The organism is Streptomyces glaucescens, from assembly GCF_000761215.1.
GTDB classification, from domain to species: domain Bacteria; phylum Actinomycetota; class Actinomycetes; order Streptomycetales; family Streptomycetaceae; genus Streptomyces; species Streptomyces glaucescens_B.
This window is the reverse complement of sequence record NZ_CP009438.1, coordinates 3,857,110-3,877,890: the sequence shown is the minus strand read 5'-3', so window position 1 is coordinate 3,877,890 and position 20,781 is coordinate 3,857,110. Positions and strand designations below refer to the sequence as shown.

Sequence of the window (20,781 nt, the reverse complement as noted above, 5' to 3'; positions counted from 1 at the left end):
GAAGGAGTCCATCCCGTGACGGAAGGCACCACCGCCGCCGCTGCCGAGGGCGCAGACACCCTGACCCGCCTGGAGCAGGAGGGTGAGATCGCTGCGGACTACCTGGAGGGTCTGCTCGACATCGCCGACCTCGACGGCGACATCGACATGGACGTCGAGGGCGACCGCGCCGCTGTCTCGATCGTCAGCGACACGGGCAGCCGCGACCTGCAGAAGCTGGTCGGCCGGGACGGCGAGGTCCTGGAGGCGCTCCAGGAGCTGACCCGGCTCGCCGTGCACCGGGAGACCGGGGACCGCAGCCGGCTGATGCTGGACATCGCGGGCTACCGCGCCCGGAAGCGCTCCGAGCTGTCCGAGCTGGGCGCCAAGGCCGCCGCCGAGGCGAAGAGCAGCGGTGAGCCCGTGAAGATGAAGCCGATGACGCCCTTCGAGCGCAAGGTCGTGCACGACGCGGTCAAGGCCGCCGGACTGCGCAGCGAGTCCGAGGGCGAGGAGCCGCAGCGCTTCGTCGTCGTGTTGCCCAACTGATTTCGGTACGTACGTGCCCCGGCCCCGTCTGTTGCGCAGGCGGGGCCGAACTTTGTCAGCCTGTAGTTCTGGAGGTCGGCGCTCGACGCGCCGATGCGGTACGGAAGGACGGTCCCCGTGACGGAGGCATCTGAGCTCCCCCCTGCTCCCGAGCATGCTCGTGACGTATTCGGCGATCGCTTCGCGGATGCGGTCCGGTACGCCGAGCTTCTCGCCGAGGCAGGAGTGCAGCGGGGGCTCATCGGCCCGCGTGAGGTCCCTCGCCTGTGGGAGAGGCACCTGCTGAACTGCGCGGTGCTCTCCGAGGTCGTGCCCGAGGGGGTGACGGTCTGCGACGTCGGCTCCGGCGCCGGTCTGCCCGGCATCCCGCTCGCCCTGGTCCGCGAGGACCTGAAGATTACCCTGCTGGAGCCGTTGCTGCGGCGGACGAACTTCCTCACGGAGGTCGTCGAACTGCTCGGCCTGGACCATGTGACCGTGGTCCGCGGCCGCGCCGAAGAGGTCATGGGCAAGCTTCCCCCGGTCCACGTGGTGACGGCCCGTGCCGTGGCGCCGCTGGACCGGCTGGCCACGTGGGGCATTCCCCTGCTGCGCCCCTATGGCGAGATGCTGGCCCTCAAGGGCGACACCGCCGAGGAAGAGCTGAAGGCAGCCGCCACCGCCCTGAGCAAGCTGGGCGCCGTGGAGACCTCGATCCTGCATGTGGGCGAAGGGATCGTCGATCCGATGTCCACGGTCGTGCGCGTGGAGGTCGGGGAAAGCCCCGGTGGCGTGCGCTTCGCGGCCAAGCGGGCCAAGGCGGCCAGGACGGGCCGCACGCGCCGACGTCGCTGACCGCCCCGGTCGAGATTCCCCTACTCCACACAAGCTGCCCAACCTACGCATCACGGAGTGTCGCGACAGTTCGGCCGCAGCCGCTGTGCATCGTGTTTCACGTGAAACGTCGCTCACTGTTGCACGGCATCATCAGCCGCGGCCGGGCTGCGGCCGAACCCCGCGACCGTAAGCCTCTCGGTTCGCTCGACGAGGCTCCCCCTTCCTCCGCTACCCCGCCCCGCCCAGGGGGCACGGAGTTGTCCACAGAGGTGGATTTCTCCACAGAAGACCAGGCCTCACTGGTTCACCACCCCGAAGACATGGGAGGCTCTGTTCATTGCGAGCCTGAAGTCGAGGAGAGTGAATCCTTGCGGTCCGACGCCAACATCGCGGGACCGATGACCGATCCGGTCCCCGGTCCCCGTACCGAGTCGACGGGAGCGGATGTTTCACGTGAAACACCGCCTCCGATGGACGACACTCCCATCGGTCGTGCTGCCCAGCTGGCGGTGGAGGCACTGGGCCGCGCCGGCGAGGGCCTGCCACGGCCCGAGCAGACCCGCGTCATCGTGGTCGCCAACCAGAAGGGGGGCGTCGGCAAGACGACGACAACGGTCAACCTTGCCGCCTCGCTGGCTCTGCACGGTGGCCGCGTCCTGGTGATCGACCTCGACCCGCAGGGCAATGCGTCCACCGCTCTGGGCATCGACCATCACGCGGAAGTCCCCTCGATCTACGACGTGCTGGTCGACAGCAAGCCGCTGTCGGAGGTCGTCCAGCCGGTCGTCGATGTCGAAGGTCTTTTCTGCGCTCCAGCCACGATCGATCTCGCCGGTGCGGAGATCGAGCTGGTGTCCCTGGTGGCGCGCGAGAGCCGCCTCCAGCGGGCGATCCAGGCGTATGAGCAGCCGCTGGACTACATCCTCATCGACTGCCCGCCCTCTCTCGGACTGCTGACGGTCAACGCGATGGTCGCGGGCCAGGAGGTCCTGATCCCGATTCAGTGCGAGTACTACGCGCTGGAGGGCCTGGGCCAGCTGCTGCGCAACGTCGACCTGGTGCGGGGGCACCTCAACCCCCACCTGCATGTGTCGACGATTCTGCTCACCATGTACGACGGCCGGACGCGGCTCGCGTCCCAGGTCGCGGAAGAGGTGCGCACCCACTTCGGCGACGAGGTGCTGCGGACGAGCATTCCGCGCTCGGTCCGTATCTCCGAGGCGCCGAGCTATGGGCAGACGGTACTGACCTACGATCCCGGATCGAGCGGTGCCCTCTCCTATCTTGAGGCGGCACGGGAAATCGCGCTGAAGGGCGTCGGCGTCAGCTATGACGGCACGCATGCCCACCTCGGCGCTCAGAACGATCAGAGCATGGTGGAGGGGACTCAGTGAGCGAGCGACGGAGGGGACTGGGCCGTGGTCTCGGGGCGCTGATTCCGGCGGCCCCGACCGAGAAGAACCCGGCCCAAGCCGCGGTGGGGGGAACCGCGACGGGCACCGCAGGGGGCGCTGCTTCCACGTCTCCTGCGGCGGTGCCGCTGCTGACCGGTGATCGGGGGGTGGCTGCCGCGAAGGTGGCCACGCTTCCGCCTGTTTCACGTGAAACCGAGGAGCCGTCGGTCATCGGCGCCGTGGATGCGCCGCCCGCACCCGTGGGCGCCCACTTCGCCGAGATCCCGCTGGACGCCATCAAGCCGAATCCTCGGCAGCCGCGTGAGGTCTTCGACGAGGACGCTCTGGCCGAGCTGGTCACCTCCATCAAGGAAGTCGGTCTGCTCCAGCCGGTCGTCGTGCGGCAGCTGGGTGCCGGCCGCTATGAGCTGATCATGGGCGAGCGGCGCTGGCGGGCCTGCCGCGAGGCCGGTCTGGAGGCGATTCCCGCGATCGTGCGGGCCACGGAGGACGAGAAGCTCCTGCTGGACGCCCTCCTGGAGAACCTGCACCGTGCGCAGCTGAACCCGCTGGAAGAGGCCGCCGCCTACGACCAGCTGCTGAAGGACTTCAACTGCACGCACGATCAGCTCGCGGACCGTATCGGCCGGTCTCGTCCGCAGGTCTCCAACACCTTGCGGCTGCTGAAGCTCTCCCCGGCGGTCCAGCGTCGGGTGGCAGCCGGAGTGCTGTCCGCCGGTCATGCCCGGGCTCTGCTGTCCGTGGAGGACTCGGAGGAGCAGGACCGGCTGGCTCACCGGATCGTGGCCGAGGGGTTGTCCGTGCGAGCCGTCGAGGAGATCGTGACGCTGATGGGGTCCCGGCCCCAGGCGACGCAGCGGGCCAGGGGTCCTCGGGCCGGCTCGGTGGTCTCTCCGGCACTGAACGAGCTGGCCACCCGGCTCTCCGATCGCTTCGAGACCCGGGTCAAGGTCGACCTCGGTCAGAAGAAGGGCAAGATCACCGTCGAGTTCGCCTCGGTGGAGGACCTGGAGCGGATCCTCAGCACGCTCGCCCCCGGCGAGGGGCCGGTGCTGCAGAAGAGCCTGCTGGAGGACGACGGCGAGGAGACGGAAGCCTGAGCCTCCGGGCCAGGCGCCTGTTTCCGACCGCCTGTGCGGGTCGTGTCCGGTGTGTACCGGAACACGGCCCGCACTTTGCTTTTTGGCGGTATCGATGGAATCGCTTCGTGGATACGATCGAGGGAGTCATGGGAGCGGAGAAGGAAGCGAGGATCATCCTTCATGGGGCGTCGGCTCGTACCGCTCACACTGGACAACCTGCGGGACCTCCCCGAGCGCTGCCGCTCGTGTGTCTTCTGGGAGCTGGACCCGGTCAGCGGTGAGGCCGCGGTCAAGGAGGGCGTCGCCGCGCTGGAGAAGGAATCCTGGATCTCGGCCGTGCTGCTGGACTGGGGCTCCTGTGGGCGGGTCGTCTACGTCGACGACGTACCCGTGGGGTTCGTGCTCTACGCACCCCCGGCCTATGTGCCGCGCTCTGCGGCGTTTCCCACAAGCCCGGTCTCGCCCGACGCCGTGCAACTCATCACGGGGTTCATCATGCCGGGATACCAGGGGCAGGGACTGGGCCGGGTGATGGTGCAGACGGTTGCCAAGGACCTGCTGCGGCGGGGTTTCAAGGCGATCGAAGCGTTCGGCGACGCGCGGTGGAAGGAGCCGGCCTGTGTGCTGCCGGCCGATCACCTACTTGCCGTGGGCTTCAAGACGGTCCGGCAGCACCCCACCCACCCACGGATGCGGCTGGAGCTGAGGACGACTGTCTCCTGGAAGGAAGACGTCGAGATGGCACTGGACCGGCTGCTGGGGGCGGTGCAGAAGGAACCGGCCCTGCGGCCGCTGTGAGGCGGACTTCGCGGAACACATCCGTTCACCGGGGGCCATGCGAAGGGGCCGACCCTTCCGGGTCGGCCCCTTCGTGTTTCACGTGAAACGCCGCTCGTTTCCCTGCGAGGTCACTCGGCGATGAAGTCCGCGAGGTCGCGGAGGATCGCGGCCTTCGGCTTCGCGCCGACGATGGTCTTGGCGACCTCGCCGCCCTGGTAGACGTTCAGGGTCGGGATCGACATGACGCCGTACTTGGCCGCCGTACCCGGGTTCTCGTCGATGTTCAGCTTGACGATCTCGATCTTGTCGCCGTGCTCGGCGGCGATCGCCTCGAGGGACGGCGCGATCTGGCGGCACGGACCGCACCAGGCGGCCCAGAAGTCCACCAGGACGGGCTTGTCGCTCTTGAGGACGTCCTGCTCGAAGGAATCGTCGGTCACGTTCTTGAGGGTGCCGGCCACGGCGGGCTCCTTAACTGATGATGCGTGGGGCGGATGGGGTCTCAGACAGTGGTCTTCTCGGGCTCGGCCTTCTGCTCGTTGTCCGCGATGGCAGCGAGGAAGCGCTCGGCGTCGAGAGCGGCGGAGCAGCCGGTGCCGGCTGCGGTGATCGCCTGACGGTAGGTGTGGTCCACCACGTCACCGGCGCCGAAGACACCGGTCACGTTCGTCCGGGTGGAAGGGGCGTTCACCTTCAGGTAGCCCTCTTCGTCCAGGTCGAGCTGGCCCTTGAACAGCTCGGTGCGCGGGTCGTGGCCGATCGCGATGAACAGGCCGGTCACCGGCAGGTCCGAGAGCTCGCCGGTCTTGAGGTTGCGCAGCTTCAGCCCGGCCAGCTTCTGGTCGCCCTGGATCTCGGCGACCTCGCTGTCCCAGACGAACTTGATCTTCGGGTCGGCGAAGGCGCGCTCCTGCATGGCCTTGGAGGCACGCAGGGTGTCCCGGCGGTGGACGATCGTCACGGACTTGGCGAAGCGCGACAGGAAGGTGGCCTCCTCCATCGCGGTGTCGCCGCCGCCGATCACGGCGATGTCCTGGTCCTTGAAGAAGAAGCCGTCGCAGGTGGCGCACCAGGAGACACCGCGGCCGGACAGGGCGTCCTCGTTGGGCAGGCCCAGCTTGCGGTGCTGGGAGCCGGTGGCGACGATGACGGCCTTGGCGCGGTGGACGGTCCCGGCGGTGTCGGTGACGGTCTTGATCTCACCGGTCAGGTCGACGGAGACGATGTCGTCGGGCACCAGCTCGGCACCGAAGCGCTCGGCCTGGGCGCGCATGTTGTCCATGAGCTCGGGTCCCATGATGCCGTCCTGGAAGCCCGGGAAGTTCTCCACCTCCGTGGTGTTCATCAGCGCACCGCCGGCGGTGACGGCGCCCTCGAAGACCAGTGGCTTCAGCGACGCGCGTGCGGTGTACAGCGCCGCCGTGTAGCCGGCGGGCCCGGAGCCGATGATGATCACGTTACGGACGTCGCTCACGGCTTGATTCCTCGTCTCTGGACTGCGTCGTTTGACCGGTGGGAGCTCCTTCCAGAACTCTCACCCCACCCAACGGATCCTAAGGGTCGCGCATTCCCGCCGGGACCGGGCACACGGGCGGGTGATCGCTCTGTGAGACGGCCGTCCGACACGGGGCGACGCGCGGAGCGAAACCTCAGCGTCCGTAGGTGCGCTTCAGCAGCACCTTCGCCGCGCCCGCCGACGGCTGCTCCACACATGTCGACTGGACGATGTAGGCGGTCACCCGGGCGGGGTCGGAGGTCTCGGGCAGGACGACGAGGAGGACTTCCGTCCCTTCGTAGACGCCTTTCTCGGTCGCGAGTGCCTGCTCGTCGCGTCCGATGCCCCGCTGGACACACTCGGGAACCTCGACGGCGGGCTGCTGCAGAACCCGGGGTCCGTCCGAGCCGGGGGCGGACTCCACGCCCCCTCCCGGAGTGCGGGAGCCCTTCCTGGTGTGCGGCTCCTGAGCGAGGAGGTCTCCGACCTGCGCTTCCAGCCGCCCCTCGGAGAAGGTGTCCGCGGCGGTGTTCCGCCGCTCCTGGGCCGGCGTGTTCGTCTGCGTACCGCCCAGTGACATCCACAGCACGGAGCCCAGTCCCAGGGCGGCGGCCGAGAGGACAGCGCCCAGCACGGCAGCTCGGCGGCGGCCGCCGAGCCTGCGACCCGGACGTTGCTTGCGGCCCGGGCCGGTGGAGGAGACACGCGCTCGCCCGGCCGGGCGGTCGGCGGTGGCCGATGTTTCACGTGAAACATGCGTACCCGCGCCGGTCGCGTGCGAAGCGGCTGGGTGAGCAGCCGCCGGCTCACCCGCGCCGCTCTCCTCGCTCTCCTCCGCGCCCTCCCCGGACGGTTCGGGCAGCTCGCCCGGCTCGGGCGACGAGGCGTTCAGCAGCGCCTCCGCAGCCAGCGCGGCATCGATCCGGCCCGCGACATCGGCCGGCATCCGTGGGGGCCCCGGCAGCGTGCCCAGCAGGCCCCGGATCTCCTCCAGCGAGGCGTGGACGTCCGCGCACACCGCACACTCGTCCAGATGCCGTCGCACGTCGGTGGAGCGGGCCTGGGGAAGCAGGCCTTCGGTGAAGTCGGAGATCTCGGTGACGTCCGGGTGCCCGGCCGTGTCCGTCGTGGATGTCACGCTCGCCCACCTCCGCCCTTCACAGCAGCTGAATCGCTCGGCCCGGCATCCTGCGGGGCCGCATCGAGTGACCCCGCTGCCGGTGGGACGGATGTCCCCTCGGTCCGGTTCCGTCCTTCACCCGGTGGAGTGCCGGAACCGGCGCCTCCCGGCCGGAGGTGCGTGAGCAGCGGCAGGAGCCTCGCCCTGCCGCGCGCGCAGCGGCTCTTCACCGTCCCGGTCGGCACACCGAGGATGCGGCCGGCCTCAGCGACGGGATAGCCCTGCATGTCGACCAGGACGAGCGCCGCCCGCTGGTCGGGCGGGAGCGTGCCGAGCGCCTCCAGGAGCTGGCGGTGCAGGTCGTTGCGCTCCGCCGGCTCCGAGGCCGACTCGTGCGGCTCCAGCAGCTGCTCCAGGCGCTCCGCGTCGTCGACCGGCGCGGTCCTGCGGGAGGCGGCCTTGCGGACGCGGTCCAGGCACGCGTTCACCGTGATCCGGTGCAGCCAGGTCGTGACCGCCGACTTGCCCTGGAAGGTGTGGGCGGCGCGGAAGGCGGAGACGAGGGCGTCCTGCACCGCGTCGGCCGCCTCCTCCCGGTCACCGAGGGTACGCAGCGCGACGGCCCAGAGCCGATCGCGGTGGCGGCGGACGAGCTCACCGAAGGCGTCGGGATCACCGGCGACGTGTCGGGCCAGAAGAGCCTCGTCCGTAGCCGGATGACTGTCGTCCGCCGCAGACGGCACGATCCCCCTCCCCGTGAACATTCCTGGAAACATCCGAGCTGGTCGAGTATCAAAAGTAGACGAGCCCGATGGCCGGGAGCAAGGCCTCTATATACGGACGATCCTCGGCGACCGATCTTGCCTTCGGAATGATCACGCCAATGGTGAGTGATCTGTTCTTTATCGAGCGGGAATAATCTGTGAAGAAGAAGCTGGTCCTAGGCGACTCTCCGGTACATTCGACGGCACTCGCCGTGGCTGCAGAGGTGCCCACACAGGAGCGGAACGACGGGGTCGAACTGCTGAGACGCCACGCCCGACCCTTCCTCGACGCCGTATGAGATCCCCGTGTGCCGTAGGCCGTGAGGGAGTGAAAAGACGTGAACCGCACAATCAAGTCCCGGCTCCCCAGCGTTCTCCTGTCCGTCGAGACGGAACTGCAGACGGCTCATATCGAGCGTCACAGCGAGAATTTCTCGCGCATACAGAAGCACTTCGCTCAGGCGTACAGCAGAGCGTCCGCATACGGGGAAGAACAATGAGACGGAGGCGTTTCCTCTGACTGGGCGTCGTGCGGTGGTGCGACGCCCAGCCTCTCAGGGGTGCCGGGTACGGCTATCTGCTGGTGCCGAAAAAGGACACGTCCGTTATCGCCTGCTTGTATCCGGATCCGCTGAACTGGTCGCCCTCGGCGTAGGGCGCGGCCGTGAGCCAGATCAGTACGTACCGTGTCTTGACCGGCTTCTTGGACTGCAGTTTCGCCACGGGGCCCGTGGCTTCCGCCGTGGCGATCTTCGTCATGGACTCCAGAGGGGCGGATGAGGAAAGCTCATCCGCTGCGTACATCGTGAGGGTGGTGTGGTCCCCCGTGTGCCGCAGGGAGATGGAGGCGCTGGAGACGTCCTCATCCGCGCCCAGGTCGTACATGATGCCGACACCCTGCTTGAAGGGCGCGAGTTCGGGCCCCTCGAAGTAGCTCTTGGTGCGCCAGTACGACGTGCTGTCCTCGTCGTACGTGTTCGCGACACCATCGGCGTCCTGAGGAGACCCGTCCGGGTAGTACTCCACGGCTCCCTGGATCGTCAGCTTCTTGGGAGCCGCCGGCTTCTCGTCGCCGACGGCAGCGGGGGAGGGCGCCGGCGTCTTCGGTTCGCTCCCCTGGTCCATCAGGGCGTCCGCGAGCTGCCAGCTGCCCAGGCCCAGCGCCGCGATGAGCAGTGCCGACACGGCCCACTTCAGTGCCTTGCCGGTGCGGCTCTGCAACGGGGGCGGCGGGGTCGGGACCGGCTGGGTGACGCCCGGGTGCGGCGTCGTGCGGCCGTACGTGCCCTGCTGGTAGGTCGTGCGCTGGTATTCCGGCGGCGCGGTGAACGCCGGCTCCGGCGGGCGGATGCGGGGCATCTCGCCGACCGCCTTGACCAGCTCTTCCGGCGTGGTGCAGGGGGACTCGTGGCGGGAGGCGGTCGCGCCGTCGTTGGCGAGCGCGCGCATGGCGAGCTCGGACAGGCCGCGGTGGACACCGGCGCGCACCTGGTCCGGGGGGATCAGCCCGATGTCCTTGGGCAGCCCGGACAGGCCGTGGGCGTCGTTCTCGTACGGCCAGCGCTGTGTGAGGGCGGCGTACAGCAGGGCGCCGATGGCTTCCGTGTCTGCGCGCTGCGGGGTGTCCGAGACGATGCCACGCAGGGCGGCGTTCACGGCCAGGCCACGGATACGCCACTGCCCGGTGGAGGTGCGCAGTACGGCGTTGGGGTTCAGGCGGAGATGGGCCAGGCCCTCGCGGTGCGCGGCGGCCATGGCCGAGGAGAGCTGGCTGACCATCTGGTACGCGTCGTGCGGCTCCAGTGGCCCGGCGGAGAGCAGGGTGGTCAGTTCGGTGGCGTCGGGCAGCCACTCGTGCACCACGTACACGAGGTCGTTCTCCTCGACGGCGTCGAGGACCTGGACGAAGCGGGGGTCACCGAGCAATGCGGAGGAGCGGGCCGCGGCGAGGACGGCACGGGCACGGGTGTGGTCGGCGGGCAGGACGTGGACGCCGACGGCGCGGCGGAGTTTCTCGTCGACCGCGCGCCAGCTGCTGAAACCGTCCAGGCGGGTGACGCAGTCCTCCAGCCGGTAGCGTCTGGCGAGCTTGTGGCCGCTGTGCAGCTCAGGCGGCGAGGCCTTCCTCCCGGGACCTTCCGTCCCGCCACTCCCCTGCGCCTCGTTGTGTTCCGTGTCCCGCTCCCGCTTCTGGGCCACCCCGTCGGCCGTGGACTGGTCCGCCTGGTCCGCCTTGGCGGTCAGCGACTTCTCGCCGCTGTTGTCTGCCACGTCGACGGCAGCTGTGCTTCGTTCCGCCACCGTCGTTCCTGCCTCCCCATCCATTGCGCGCCGTACGACCCCGTGCGCGCCGTCCGACGCCGAAACCAATTGTGCCCACAGTCCGCCGCTATGCACGACACGCGATGGCGGACGAAGGTTGTGCGCCTGCCCCCCGTTTCAGCGGCCCAGACGGCCGCGGACCATGCCGACCAGCGAGTTCAGTTCCTCGATCCGCATCCGGCGGGCCGCGAAGTAGAAGATCCCCAGCAGTACGGCCCCGCCGGCCAGCAGTGCCGCGAACGAGCCGACGACCCCTTGGCCGAGGGCCTGGGTGATGCCGTAGCAGGCCGCGCCGCTCAGCAGCGCCGCCGGCACCGAGGCGATGCTCAGCCGGGCGTAGGTCCGCAGCACGCGCGAGCCGTCCAGGTCGCCGCCCAGCCGCTTGCGCAGCCGGCGCCAGGCGACGCCGACGCCGGTGACGTAGGCCAGGCCGTAGGAGGCGGCCATGCCGACGACCGCCCAGCGGGCGGGCAGCAGCAGGTAGCAGAGCGCGGACGCGCCCGCGTTGACCGCGGCCACGATGACCGTGTTGTAGAAGGGGGTGCGGGTGTCCTCGTAGGCGTAGAAGGCGCGCAGCACGACGTACTGCACGGAGTACGGGATCAGGCCGAGGCCGAAGGCCATCAGCATGTACCCCATGTTCGTGGCGGCCGTGGAGCCGGAGGAGCCGAAGATCAGGGTGCACATCGGGACGCCGAGGGCGACGAAGCCGAAGGCGAGCGGGACGATCGCGACGGCGGTCGTGCGCAGGCCCTGGGAGATGTCGTCGCGGACCGCGCCGGTGTCGTTCTCGGCGGCCGAGCGGGAGATGCGCGGCAGCAGCGCGGCCATGAGGGAGACGGTGATGATGGCCTGGGGCAGGCCCCAGATGAGCTGGGCGTTGGCGTAGGCGCTGAATCCGGTGCCGTCGATCTTGGTGTCCACGACCGAGGCGGTGGCCAGCTGGGTGACGACCAGGGCGCCCGCCTGGTTGGCGAGGACGAACAGGATCGTCCACTTGGCGAGCATCGCGGCCTTGCCGAGGCCGTGACCCTTCCAGTCGAACCGCAGCCGCAGCCTGAAGCCGGTCTCGCGCAGGTACGGGATCATCGCGAGGGCCTGGACGACGAGGCCGAGCAGGATGCCGATGCCCAGCAGGCGGACGCCCTCCTGCGGGATGTTCTGCACGGTCATGCCGGAGTGCTCGGCGGTGCCGTACACCCACAGGAACAGGCCCAGGGTCACGATGATGACGATGTTGTTCAGGACCGGGGTCCACATCATCGCGCCGAAGCGGCCGCGTGCGTTGAGGATCTGGCCCATCACCACGTGGATGCCCATGAAGAAGATCGAGGGCAGGAAGTAGCGGGTGAAGGTGACGGCGACGTCGAACGCGGCGGGGTCCGAGGCCAGCGGGTTGGACAGGGCGCGCACCAGGAAGGGGGCGCCGAGCATGGCGAGGGCGGTCAGGACGCCGAGCGCCACCATCACCAGGGTCAGCAGCCGGTTGGCGTAGGCCTCGCCGCCGTCCTCATCGTCCTTCATGGCCCGCACGAGCTGCGGGACGAAGACCGAGTTGAGGCCGCCGCCGACGGTCAGGATGTAGATCATGGTCGGCAGCTGGTAGGCCACCTGGAAGGACTCGCCGAGGAGCATCAGGCCCAGCGCCGAGACGATCATCGCGGAGCGGATGAAGCCGGTGAGGCGGGAGACCATCGTGCCCGCCGCCATCACGGCGCTCGACTTCAGCAGTCCGGCGGCGCGGCCCCCCTTCTTCTGGGCGGGCGCGGCGGGCGCCGGAGCGGGGGGTTCGGCTTCCTGCTGCCCGGGCACCTCGTAGTGCTCCGCGGGTGCCTGGTACTGCCCGGGCGGTCCGTACTGCGGGACCGGGCCCTGGCCGTGACCGGGTGCGGCGGCCGGTCCGGGCACCCCGGGGTGCTCCATGGGCGGGCGGAGCCCGGCCTGCTGCTGGTCGCGGAAGAGGTGGGCGAAGGCGTCGTGCTCGGGGCGTTCCTCGGCCGCCTGGGTGACCAGGTCGTCGACGCCCACGTACTGGGTGGTGCGCGGGTCGTCGCCGTACGGCAGGTACTGGGTGGCGCCGTCCGGCTCGGGTGCCGGGGGCTGCGCCCACACGGTGGGGTCGGGGGCGTACGGCGACTGCGGCGGCTGCGCGTACAGCGGCCCCGGCGGCGGGTACGTGCCCGGCGGCGGCGGGGGGTGCGCGGCACGGTCGTAGAGCGCCTCGCCGACCGGGTCCTGCGCGGTGAGGTCCTGCGCCCGGTACGGGTCCTGGTCGTAGGCGTCCTGGAGGTACATGTCCGCCGGGTGCTGCGGCGGCACCTGGCCGTGCTCGGGCGGCGGGCCCTCGGGGTAGCCCGAGCTGCCCGCGGCCTGGCCGCGGTCACCGTCGTACGGCGCGTTCATGCTTGCCCCACCTCATCGTCCCGGGCCGACCGGCCACGACATCCTCAACGGTCCACTCTCTCACCCGTGCCGGACGGGTCGGCGCTTTCCGCTGCGGTGTCCGGTAGCGGGTCACTCGGCTGCTCGGGGTCGCCTGCCCCGGCCCGGGTGGCGGACTCCTCCTCGGAGCGCCCCTCGGGGGCGTCCGGGTTCTCCGGCGTGCCGGCGGGGCGGTCGGCGTCCGCCGTGGTGCCGTCCCGGTCCTGGCTCTCCGCCTCGGCCGCCCGGGCGGCTGCCCGCTTGCGCTGGGTGTACATCCGGAAGCCGGCGAGGACCAGCAGGAGGACACCGCCGCCGATCACCAGCATCACGGTGGCGGTGATCTCGGTGACCTTCACATCGAACTGGACGGCCTCCCCGTACGGCTTGCCGTCCTTCGTGAAGAGCTGGGCGACCACGGCCACCCGGCCGTTGGCGTTGGCGGACGTGGCGAACTTCACCGACTGACTGTGTCCGCCGGAGACGGAGACGGGCTGCTCGTAGTAGGCGTCGCCGCCGATCTCCAGCCGGGTGGGACTGGTGGAGGTGAGCCGCAGGACCAGGTGGTCGACGCCCTGCACAAGGTTGTTCTGCACGCTCACCGGGATGGTGGCGCTGCGGCCGGACAGCTTGGTCTCGGACTTCTGGACCAGCTTGACCTGTTCGGTCAGGTCCTTGAGGTAGTCCTCCACCCCGTCGCGGTAGCCACGCGCCTCCGCGGGCCGGCCGTGCCACGACGTGGACATCTCACGGTTTATGGCCCGTCCGAAGGGGGTCACCACGCGTGACGGGAAGGTGAGGATGACCTTGAAGTCGTCGAGCTTGGCCTGCGTGCGCGCGATCTGCTCGAAGGCCTCGCGCGGCAGCTCCTGCTTGCGCAGCGCGCGCGGGTAGGACGAGGCGGGCGGGACGTCCGTGGTGGCCTCGGGGTCGGGCTCGGCCTCGGCGGCGGTGGTCAGCTCCTGGGCCTGCGTCCAGGTGCCGCCCTGGAGGGCCGTGATCGCCTCCGCCATCGCCCGGGCCTGGCTCGCGGTCGGCATGCGCTGCGGGGCCACGACGATGCTGCGCTGCTTGCCCGTCTGGAGGTTCAGCGCGAGGCTCTGGGCGAGGAACCGCTGAACGGCGAGCGTACTGGCCGACGCCCTGGTCAGATCCCCCTCGAAGGCCGTGGAGAGCCGGGCGTCCGCGACCACCGCGGTGGTGCCCCCGCCGATGGGGCGCGCCGCGGACGGCGTGTACGGCAGCCCGCCGGTCTCCTTGAGGCTGTCGCTGCGTGCGATCACCCGGTCGGCTCCCGCGGAGGTGGCGACCTTCACGATCGACGGGTCGACCGCCCCCTCGACGGGCCAGGCGAAGTCGGTGCTCGGTTTCACGTGGAGGATCGACTCCACGGTGAGGGCGGCGACATCCGTGGCGGCCTTGTACTGGCTGAGCGAGCCGGTGACGTCCGTGCCGTTGTGGGCGAGGGACGCGAGGTCCGGGTCGGCGAAGGGCAGCGCGACGACTTCCTTGCCGGCCACCGCCTTCTGCAACTCGGCGAGCCACTGCTTGGCGACCGCCTGCTGGCGCCCCGGCCTGGTGTCGTCGCCGTCCTGCACCTCGTAGCCGCGCGTCATCGCGTCGACGGAGGCCAGCAGGTCCGGGTCGATCACCCAGGTGACGTCGAGGTCCTTGCCGAGTGCCAGCATCTGCGCCAGCCGGCCGCCCGGGGCGATCTCCTCAGCGAGGTCGTCATCGAGGAAGACGGGCGTCTGCTGCTCGTTCGAGCCCGTCTCCGCCGTGACGCGGGCCGTGGAGATCAGCGGCCAAAGGAACGTCGTCTTCGTCTTCGGCTTGGCCTCGTCGGGCTGCCAGGGCAGGAACGTCCGCTGGAATCCCAGCACCCGTCCCCACGGCTGTGCGGCGGTCTCACCGGTCAGAGAGACCCCCAACTGGTAGACGCCGTCGTCGCCGAGATCCAGGTCGTCGACCGGGACGGAGATGCTGAAGCGTTCGGGGACGCCCGGGATGAGCCGGGGGAACACCTGGGTGTGGTCCCCGCCCACCTCGGTGCCGTCGGCCCCCGGGACATAGCCGGTGTTCCTGGCGGCGGAGTCGATGTCCGAACGGGTGGTCAGTTCGGGGCCGACGTGGAGGTCCACCTCGGCGTCGGTGATCGTCTCCTTGCCCTTGTTGGTCACGGTGCCCGAGACGGTCACGGTGTCGCCGTCCGTGGGGACGGCGGGGCTGAACGAGTCGAGGGCGACGGCCACCGTGCGGGACTCCGAAGCGGCCTTCGCCGAGGTCCGGCCCACGGCGTCCGCGGCCGGTGCGGCGGGAAGCTGGCACAGGCCGGCCAGCAGGGGCGCCCCCGCCAGCAGTGCTCCGGCGCGCAGCAGCCACCGGCGGGCAGGTGAGGGACACGTCCCCTGGATGTCTGCCGCCTCGGCCACGCGCTCGCCCGTCCCTCGTCGTCGTCAGTGGTCGTCGGAATGTGCGTCCCCGCATGGTAACGAGGCGCGCTGAGGGGAAGTGCCGCGGACTGCTCCACAAGATCGGGCGACTCCGGGCCGCCGCCCCCGCCGAGCGCCGGTGGGTGGGCCCGATCCGGGCGCCCGGGGCCGTCCCGGCCACGTACCCTCTTCTGTTGTGCCGAACGCCAACGAAGAAACCCCCAGCGCCCTCGACCGGGAGCACCGCACGGTGACCGAACCGCTGCGCGTCGCCCCTGTCGCCGACGACCTCGCCCGCCGCTTCCAGGAGGCCGGGTTCTCACTCGCCCTGGTCGGTGGCTCGGTGCGGGACGCGCTGCTCGGCCGGCTCGGCAACGACCTGGACTTCACGACCGACGCCCGCCCCGAGGACGTCCTGAAGATCGTGCGGCCGTGGGCGGACGCCGTCTGGGACGTCGGCATCGCGTTCGGCACGGTCGGCGCCCAGAAGGACGGCTATCAGATCGAGGTGACCACCTACCGGTCGGAGGCCTACGACCGGACCTCGCGCAAGCCGGAGGTCTCGTACGGCGACTCCATCGAGGAGGACCTCGTCCGGCGTGACTTCACCGTGAACGCGATGGCGGTGGCACTGCCGCAGAACGAGTTCATCGATCCGCACAACGGTCTCCACGACCTCGCGGCACGAGTGCTGCGCACCCCAGGCACGCCCGAGGAGTCCTTCTCGGACGACCCGCTGCGGATGATGCGGGCCGCTCGTTTCGCGGCCCAGCTCGATTTCGAGGTGGCCCCCGAGGTCGTCACGGCGATGACGGAGATGGCCGAGCGGATCGAGATCGTCTCGGCGGAGCGGGTGCGGGACGAGCTGAACAAGCTGATCCTCTCCGCCCACCCGCGCAAGGGGCTGACCCTGCTGGTCGACACCGGGCTGGCCCAGCGCGTGCTGCCCGAGCTGCCGGCCCTGCGCCTGGAGAGCGACGAGCACCACCGGCACAAGGACGTCTACGAGCACACCCTGATCGTCCTGGAACAGGCGATCGCGCTGGAGCACGACGGCCCGGACCTGACCCTCCGGCTGGCCGCGCTCCTGCACGACATCGGCAAGCCGCGCACCCGGCGCTTCGAGAAGGACGGCAGGGTCTCGTTCCATCACCACGAGGTGGTCGGGGCGAAGATGACCAAGAAGCGCATGACCGCGCTGAAGTACTCCAACGAACTGGTCAAGGACGTTTCCCGGCTGGTGGAGCTGCATCTGCGCTTCCACGGCTACGGCACCGGTGAGTGGACCGACTCCGCGGTGCGTCGCTACGTCCGGGACGCGGGTCCCCTCCTGGAGCGGCTGCACAAGCTGACCCGCTCCGACTGCACGACCCGGAACAAGCGCAAGGCGGCCGCGCTGTCCCGGGCGTACGACGGTCTGGAGGAGCGCATCGCCCAGCTGAAGGAGCAGGAGGAGCTGGACTCCATCCGCCCCGACCTCGACGGCAACCAGATCATGGAGGTCCTCGGCATCAAGCCGGGCCCCGAGGTGGGGCAGGCCTACAAGCACATGCTGGAGCTCCGGCTGGAGAACGGGCCGATGGCGCACGACGAGGCGGTCGCGGCGCTCAAGGAGTGGTGGGCCGCGCAGAGCTGAGCGCCGGGCGTGTGGCCGTGTTTCACGTGAAACGCGGCTTCTGTACACGGCGCACGGCCCTTGCGCGGGTATGAAGAAGGGCGATGTTCCACGTGAAACATCGCCCTTCTCGCGGTCTGCCCTACTTCGTGTAGTCCTTCAGGCAGAGCAGGAAGTCGCTGCCGTCACCGGACTCGGTGTACGAGTACTGGAAGTCCTTGGCCTCCGCGGCGCACTTGGACTCGGCGGTCAGCGAGGTGAAGCTCCCCTCGACCTTGGCCAGCACGACGAACTCGGCCTTGGAGTCCTTGCAGTCGACGACCTCCAGGTCCGGGTTGTTGTCGTCGCTGCTGCCACGGTGCATGCAGTCGCCGACGGCCGCGGTGTTGGCGTCGTCCCGGCTGGCTATGAAACCACCGATGACCGCGGTGCCCACCGCGATCACGATGACGATGTTCTTGATGGTCTTGAAGCTCAGCTTGCGCCGCGGCGCCGGGGCGGGGGCGAAGGGTGCGCCACCCTGCTGCGGGAAACCGGGCTGCTGGCCGTAGGGGGCCTGCGGCTGGCCCTGCGCGAAGGGGTTCTGCCCCTGCGGCTGGCCCTGCGGCTGGCCCTGTGCGAACGGGTTGCCCTGGGGCGGCGGAGTGGTCACTTGGGGGTCCCCCTAGAAGCTGGGTGCGTGACGCGGTGGAACGACGCACATAAAGATCGGATAAGACCCCCGTAAGGTAGCGGGCCCCACTGACAGCACAGCGCCCGGGAGCCGGTCTGTGTCACTGATGTGACACTCGCCGACGCGCAAAGCGGGCCATAGCCACCGCAACCGCCCCGTAGATTCCGGCCACTCCGAGCACCAGCGCCGGCGAGCGGCCGTCGGGCGGCAGGATCAGTGCGGCCACCCCGGCCGCGGCGACGAAGGACACGTTGAACAGAACGTCGTAGACGGAGAACGTGCGGCCGCGGAAACCGTCCTCGACGCAGGACTGCACGACGGTGTCCGTGGCGATCTTCGCGCCCTGGGTGGTCAGCCCCAGCACGAAGGCGGCCACGAGCAGCGGTCCGGTGGCGAAGGGCAGCCCCAGGGCCGGTTCGAGTACGGCCGCCGCTCCCGCGCAGACCGCGATCCAGGCGCCGGGGCCGAGCCGTCCGGCGGCCCAGGGCGTCAGTACGGCCGCGACGAAGAATCCGGCCCCGGACACCCCCAGCGCGAGGCCCAGCAGGGCCAGGCCGTCGTCCGGGCCGGAGGTCAGCGCGTACCGGCAGAGCATCAGCAGCATGACCATGAGGGCGCCGTAGCAGAACCGCATCAGCGTCATCGACGCCAGTGCCCGGGCGGCTTCACGGCGTGAGGGTGCGGCGAGATGGCGTACGCCCGCCGTGAGGTCGTGGAGGACCCCGGCGAGCGCCTCGGTCAACCGCGGTCGTATCAGGGCGGGATCCGGGCCGAGCAGCTCCCGTGGCATCCGCAGGGCCGCCGCGGCCCCGCACAGGTACAGCACGGCCCCCAGCAGCACCACCGTGGCGTCGGACTCGGACACGGCCAGCCGGACGACGAAGGCGAGGCCACCGCCCGCGGTCGCGGCCAGCGTCCCGGCGGTCGGGGAGAGCGAGTTGGCGACGACCAGCCGGTCGGCGTCCACCACACGGGGCAGCGAGGCGGACAGACCCGAGAGCACGAAGCGGTTGACCGCGGTGACGCACAGGGCGGAGACGTAGAAGAGCCAGTCCGGGACGTGAGCGGTCATCAGCAGCGCCGTCGCCGTGGCCAGCAGGGCGCGCAGCAGGTTGCCGTGGACGAAGACCTGCCGCCGGCGCCAGCGGTCGAGCAGGACCCCGGCGAAGGGGCCCACCAGGGAGTACGGCAGCAGCAGGACCGCCATGGCGGAGGCGATCGCGGCGGGCGAGGTCTGCCTCTCGGGGGAGAAGACGACGTAGGTGGCGAGGCCGACCTGGTAGACACCGTCGGCGCCCTGGGAGAGCAGTCGTACGGCGAGCAGCCGCCGGAAGTTGCGGAAGCGGAGCAGGACCCCTAGATCGCGTACGACGGCCATGGGGTCAGCCTCACACATGGGGAGGGTCCCCGACGGCAATGCCCTCGGGGACCCTCGGCGACCCACAGGGGGCCGGTGCGCGGCGCCGTGTCGCGCTTAGCGCTCGACCTCGCCCTTGATGAACTTCTCGACGTTCTCACGGGCCACGTCGTCGAAGTACTGCACCGGCGGGGACTTCATGAAGTACGACGAGGCCGACAGGATCGGGCCGCCGATGCCGCGGTCCTTGGCGATCTTCGCGGCGCGCAGGGCGTCGATGATGACACCCGCGGAGTTCGGGGAGTCCCAGACCTCGAGCTTGTACTCCAGGTTCAGCGGGACGTCACCGAAGGCACGGCCCTCGAGGCGGACGTAGGCCCACTTGCGGTCGTCGAGCCACGCGACGTAGTCGGACGGGCCGATGTGGACGTTCTTCTCGCCGAGCTCACGGTCGGGGATCTGCGAGGTGACGGCCTGCGTCTTGGAGATCTTCTTGGACTCCAGGCGCTCGCGCTCGAGCATGTTCTTGAAGTCCATGTTGCCGCCGACGTTCAGCTGCATCGTGCGGTCCAGGATGACACCGCGGTCCTCGAACAGCTTCGCCATCACGCGGTGCGTGATGGTGGCGCCGACCTGGGACTTGATGTCGTCACCGACGATCGGCACGCCCGCCTCGGTGAACTTGTCCGCCCACTCCTTGGTGCCGGCGATGAAGACCGGGAGGGCGTTGACGAAGGCGACCTTGGCGTCGATGGCGCACTGGGCGTAGAACTTCGCCGCGTCCTCGGAGCCGACGGGCAGGTAGCAGACGAGGACGTCGACCTGCTTGTCCTTGAGGACCTGGACGACGTCGACCGGCTCCTCGGCGGACTCCTCGATGGTCTGGCGGTAGTACTTGCCGAGGCCGTCGAGGGTGTGGCCGCGCTGGACGGTCACGCCCGTGTTGGGCACGTCGCAGATCTTGATGGTGTTGTTCTCGGAGGCGCCGATGGCGTCCGCGAGGTCGAGGCCGACCTTCTTCGCGTCGACATCGAACGCGGCGACGAACTCCACGTCACGGACGTGGTACTCGCCGAACTGCACGTGCATCAGGCCGGGGACCTTGGACGCCGGGTCGGCGTCCTTGTAGTACTCGACTCCCTGCACCAGTGACGCGGCGCAGTTGCCGACGCCGACGATGGCTACGCGAACCGAACCCATTCCGGTTGCTCCCTGTGTGTACTCGGTGAGGCCCTGACGGGGGTCTCACGTGGCGGTGTCGTCGGGCGTATCCGGCCGGGTGTCGTCCCCGGGCCGGGGCAGGCCGCCCGTCGCTCCAGATGTGGTGTCCTGCTGGGCGGGCTCCCCGGAGGCGGACCCGTGAAGGTCCCGCCCGGCCCGCTCGCTCTCGATGAGCTCGTTCAGCCAGCGCACTTCGCGCTCCACGGACTCCATTCCGTGGCGCTGGAGCTCGAGGGTGTAGTCGTCGAGGCGCTCTCGGGTGCGCGCCAGGGAGGCGCGCATCTTCTCCAGACGCTCCTCCAGCCGGCTGCGACGGCCCTCCAGCACGCGCATGCGTACATCGCGCGAGGTCTGACCGAAGAAGGCGAACCGCGCGGCGAAACTCTCGTCCTCGTACGCGTCGGGGCCGGTCTGCGAGAGCAGCTGTTCGAAGTGCTCCTTACCCTCTGCCGTCAACCGGTAGACGATCTTGGCGCGTCGGCCCGCGAGCGGGGCGGCCGGCGCCTCCTCGGCTGTATGACCCGGTTCCTCGATCAACCAGCCGTTGGCGACCAGCGTCTTGAGGCAGGGGTAGAGGGTCCCGTAGCTGAACGCGCGGAACACACCCAGTGACGTATTGAGTCGTTTGCGCAGCTCATAGCCGTGCATGGGGGATTCGCGGAGCAGGCCGAGTACGGCGAACTCAAGGATCCCGGAACGCCGGCTCATGGTCGCCTCCCCTCTTCCGCGGTCGTGCCTGT

Annotated in this window: 17 protein-coding genes; 6 read left to right on the top strand and 11 right to left on the bottom strand. The window is 69.8% G+C overall.

What is annotated here, in order from left to right; genetic code table 11:
- The first annotated feature begins 15 nt into the window (after positions 1 to 15).
- From SGLAU_RS16805 to SGLAU_RS16785, 5 genes are all read left to right on the top strand, one after another.
- Positions 16 to 528 carry a protein jag gene (locus tag SGLAU_RS16805; protein WP_043502400.1) on the top strand — a complete coding sequence of 171 codons (513 nt, stop codon included), beginning with the start codon at positions 16 to 18 and terminating at the stop codon, positions 526 to 528.
- A gap of 117 nt (positions 529 to 645) precedes the next feature.
- On the top strand, positions 646 to 1,362 hold the full coding sequence (rsmG, locus tag SGLAU_RS16800) for a 16S rRNA (guanine(527)-N(7))-methyltransferase RsmG (protein WP_043502397.1): 717 nt from the start codon (positions 646 to 648) through the stop codon (positions 1,360 to 1,362).
- 302 nt (positions 1,363 to 1,664) lie between these two features.
- On the top strand, positions 1,665 to 2,738 hold the full coding sequence (locus tag SGLAU_RS16795; protein ID WP_078958057.1) for a ParA family protein: 1,074 nt from the start codon (positions 1,665 to 1,667) through the stop codon (positions 2,736 to 2,738).
- On the top strand, positions 2,735 to 3,859 hold the full coding sequence (locus SGLAU_RS16790) for a ParB/RepB/Spo0J family partition protein (RefSeq protein WP_043502393.1): 1,125 nt from the start codon (positions 2,735 to 2,737) through the stop codon (positions 3,857 to 3,859). The genes SGLAU_RS16795 and SGLAU_RS16790 overlap by 4 nt, the downstream gene beginning before the upstream one ends.
- Before the next feature lie 162 nt (positions 3,860 to 4,021).
- Positions 4,022 to 4,639 (top strand): GNAT family N-acetyltransferase, encoded by a 618-nt coding sequence (locus SGLAU_RS16785; RefSeq protein WP_043502392.1) that lies wholly within the window; start codon positions 4,022 to 4,024, stop codon positions 4,637 to 4,639.
- A gap of 110 nt (positions 4,640 to 4,749) precedes the next feature.
- Here SGLAU_RS16785 and trxA read toward each other — a convergent pair whose 3' ends face one another.
- The 7 genes from trxA to SGLAU_RS16750 all read right to left on the bottom strand — a co-directional run bounded on the left by trxA (position 4,750) and on the right by SGLAU_RS16750 (position 15,175).
- Positions 4,750 to 5,082, bottom strand: coding sequence for a thioredoxin (gene trxA / locus SGLAU_RS16780; protein ID WP_043502390.1), 333 nt, complete (start codon positions 5,080 to 5,082; stop codon positions 4,750 to 4,752).
- Positions 5,083 to 5,123: 41 nt separating this feature from the next.
- A complete protein-coding gene (gene trxB / locus SGLAU_RS16775) occupies positions 5,124 to 6,095 on the bottom strand; it encodes a thioredoxin-disulfide reductase (protein WP_043502388.1) in 972 nt (323 codons plus the stop codon).
- Between the two features lie 175 nt (positions 6,096 to 6,270).
- Positions 6,271 to 7,254: a membrane protein gene (locus tag SGLAU_RS16770; RefSeq protein WP_043502386.1), complete on the bottom strand. Its 984-nt coding sequence runs from the start codon at positions 7,252 to 7,254 to the stop codon at positions 6,271 to 6,273.
- On the bottom strand, positions 7,251 to 8,000 hold the full coding sequence (gene sigM, locus SGLAU_RS16765) for an RNA polymerase sigma factor SigM (protein WP_043502384.1): 750 nt from the start codon (positions 7,998 to 8,000) through the stop codon (positions 7,251 to 7,253). Before sigM ends, SGLAU_RS16770 begins: the two co-directional genes overlap by 4 nt.
- Before the next feature lie 573 nt (positions 8,001 to 8,573).
- Complete coding sequence (locus tag SGLAU_RS16760; protein WP_043502382.1) at positions 8,574 to 10,301, bottom strand: protein kinase family protein; 1,728 nt, start codon at positions 10,299 to 10,301, stop codon at positions 8,574 to 8,576.
- 138 nt (positions 10,302 to 10,439) lie between these two features.
- Positions 10,440 to 12,725 (bottom strand): murein biosynthesis integral membrane protein MurJ, encoded by a 2,286-nt coding sequence (gene murJ / locus SGLAU_RS16755; protein ID WP_043502381.1) that lies wholly within the window; start codon positions 12,723 to 12,725, stop codon positions 10,440 to 10,442.
- A 44-nt stretch (positions 12,726 to 12,769) separates the two neighbouring features.
- Complete coding sequence (locus SGLAU_RS16750; RefSeq protein ID WP_043502380.1) at positions 12,770 to 15,175, bottom strand: DUF6049 family protein; 2,406 nt, start codon at positions 15,173 to 15,175, stop codon at positions 12,770 to 12,772.
- Positions 15,176 to 15,371: 196 nt separating this feature from the next.
- Between SGLAU_RS16750 and SGLAU_RS16745 the strand changes: the two genes are divergently transcribed.
- Positions 15,372 to 16,811, top strand: coding sequence for a CCA tRNA nucleotidyltransferase (locus tag SGLAU_RS16745; RefSeq protein ID WP_043502378.1), 1,440 nt, complete (start codon positions 15,372 to 15,374; stop codon positions 16,809 to 16,811).
- A gap of 121 nt (positions 16,812 to 16,932) precedes the next feature.
- Here the strand turns inward: SGLAU_RS16745 and SGLAU_RS16740 are convergent, their stop codons facing one another.
- The 4 genes from SGLAU_RS16740 to SGLAU_RS16725 all read right to left on the bottom strand — a co-directional run bounded on the left by SGLAU_RS16740 (position 16,933) and on the right by SGLAU_RS16725 (position 20,749).
- Positions 16,933 to 17,442, bottom strand: a complete 510-nt coding sequence (locus tag SGLAU_RS16740; RefSeq protein ID WP_043502377.1) for a hypothetical protein — start codon at positions 17,440 to 17,442, stop codon at positions 16,933 to 16,935.
- A gap of 121 nt (positions 17,443 to 17,563) precedes the next feature.
- Positions 17,564 to 18,841: an MFS transporter gene (locus SGLAU_RS16735; RefSeq protein WP_043502376.1), complete on the bottom strand. Its 1,278-nt coding sequence runs from the start codon at positions 18,839 to 18,841 to the stop codon at positions 17,564 to 17,566.
- A gap of 96 nt (positions 18,842 to 18,937) precedes the next feature.
- The gene (locus tag SGLAU_RS16730) at positions 18,938 to 20,020 is read right to left on the bottom strand and encodes an inositol-3-phosphate synthase (RefSeq protein WP_043502374.1); all 1,083 of its coding nucleotides are present in this window, start codon (positions 20,018 to 20,020) and stop codon (positions 18,938 to 18,940) included.
- A gap of 45 nt (positions 20,021 to 20,065) precedes the next feature.
- Positions 20,066 to 20,749: a PadR family transcriptional regulator gene (locus tag SGLAU_RS16725; RefSeq protein ID WP_043502373.1), complete on the bottom strand. Its 684-nt coding sequence runs from the start codon at positions 20,747 to 20,749 to the stop codon at positions 20,066 to 20,068.
- Between the last annotated feature and the right edge of the window lie 32 nt (positions 20,750 to 20,781).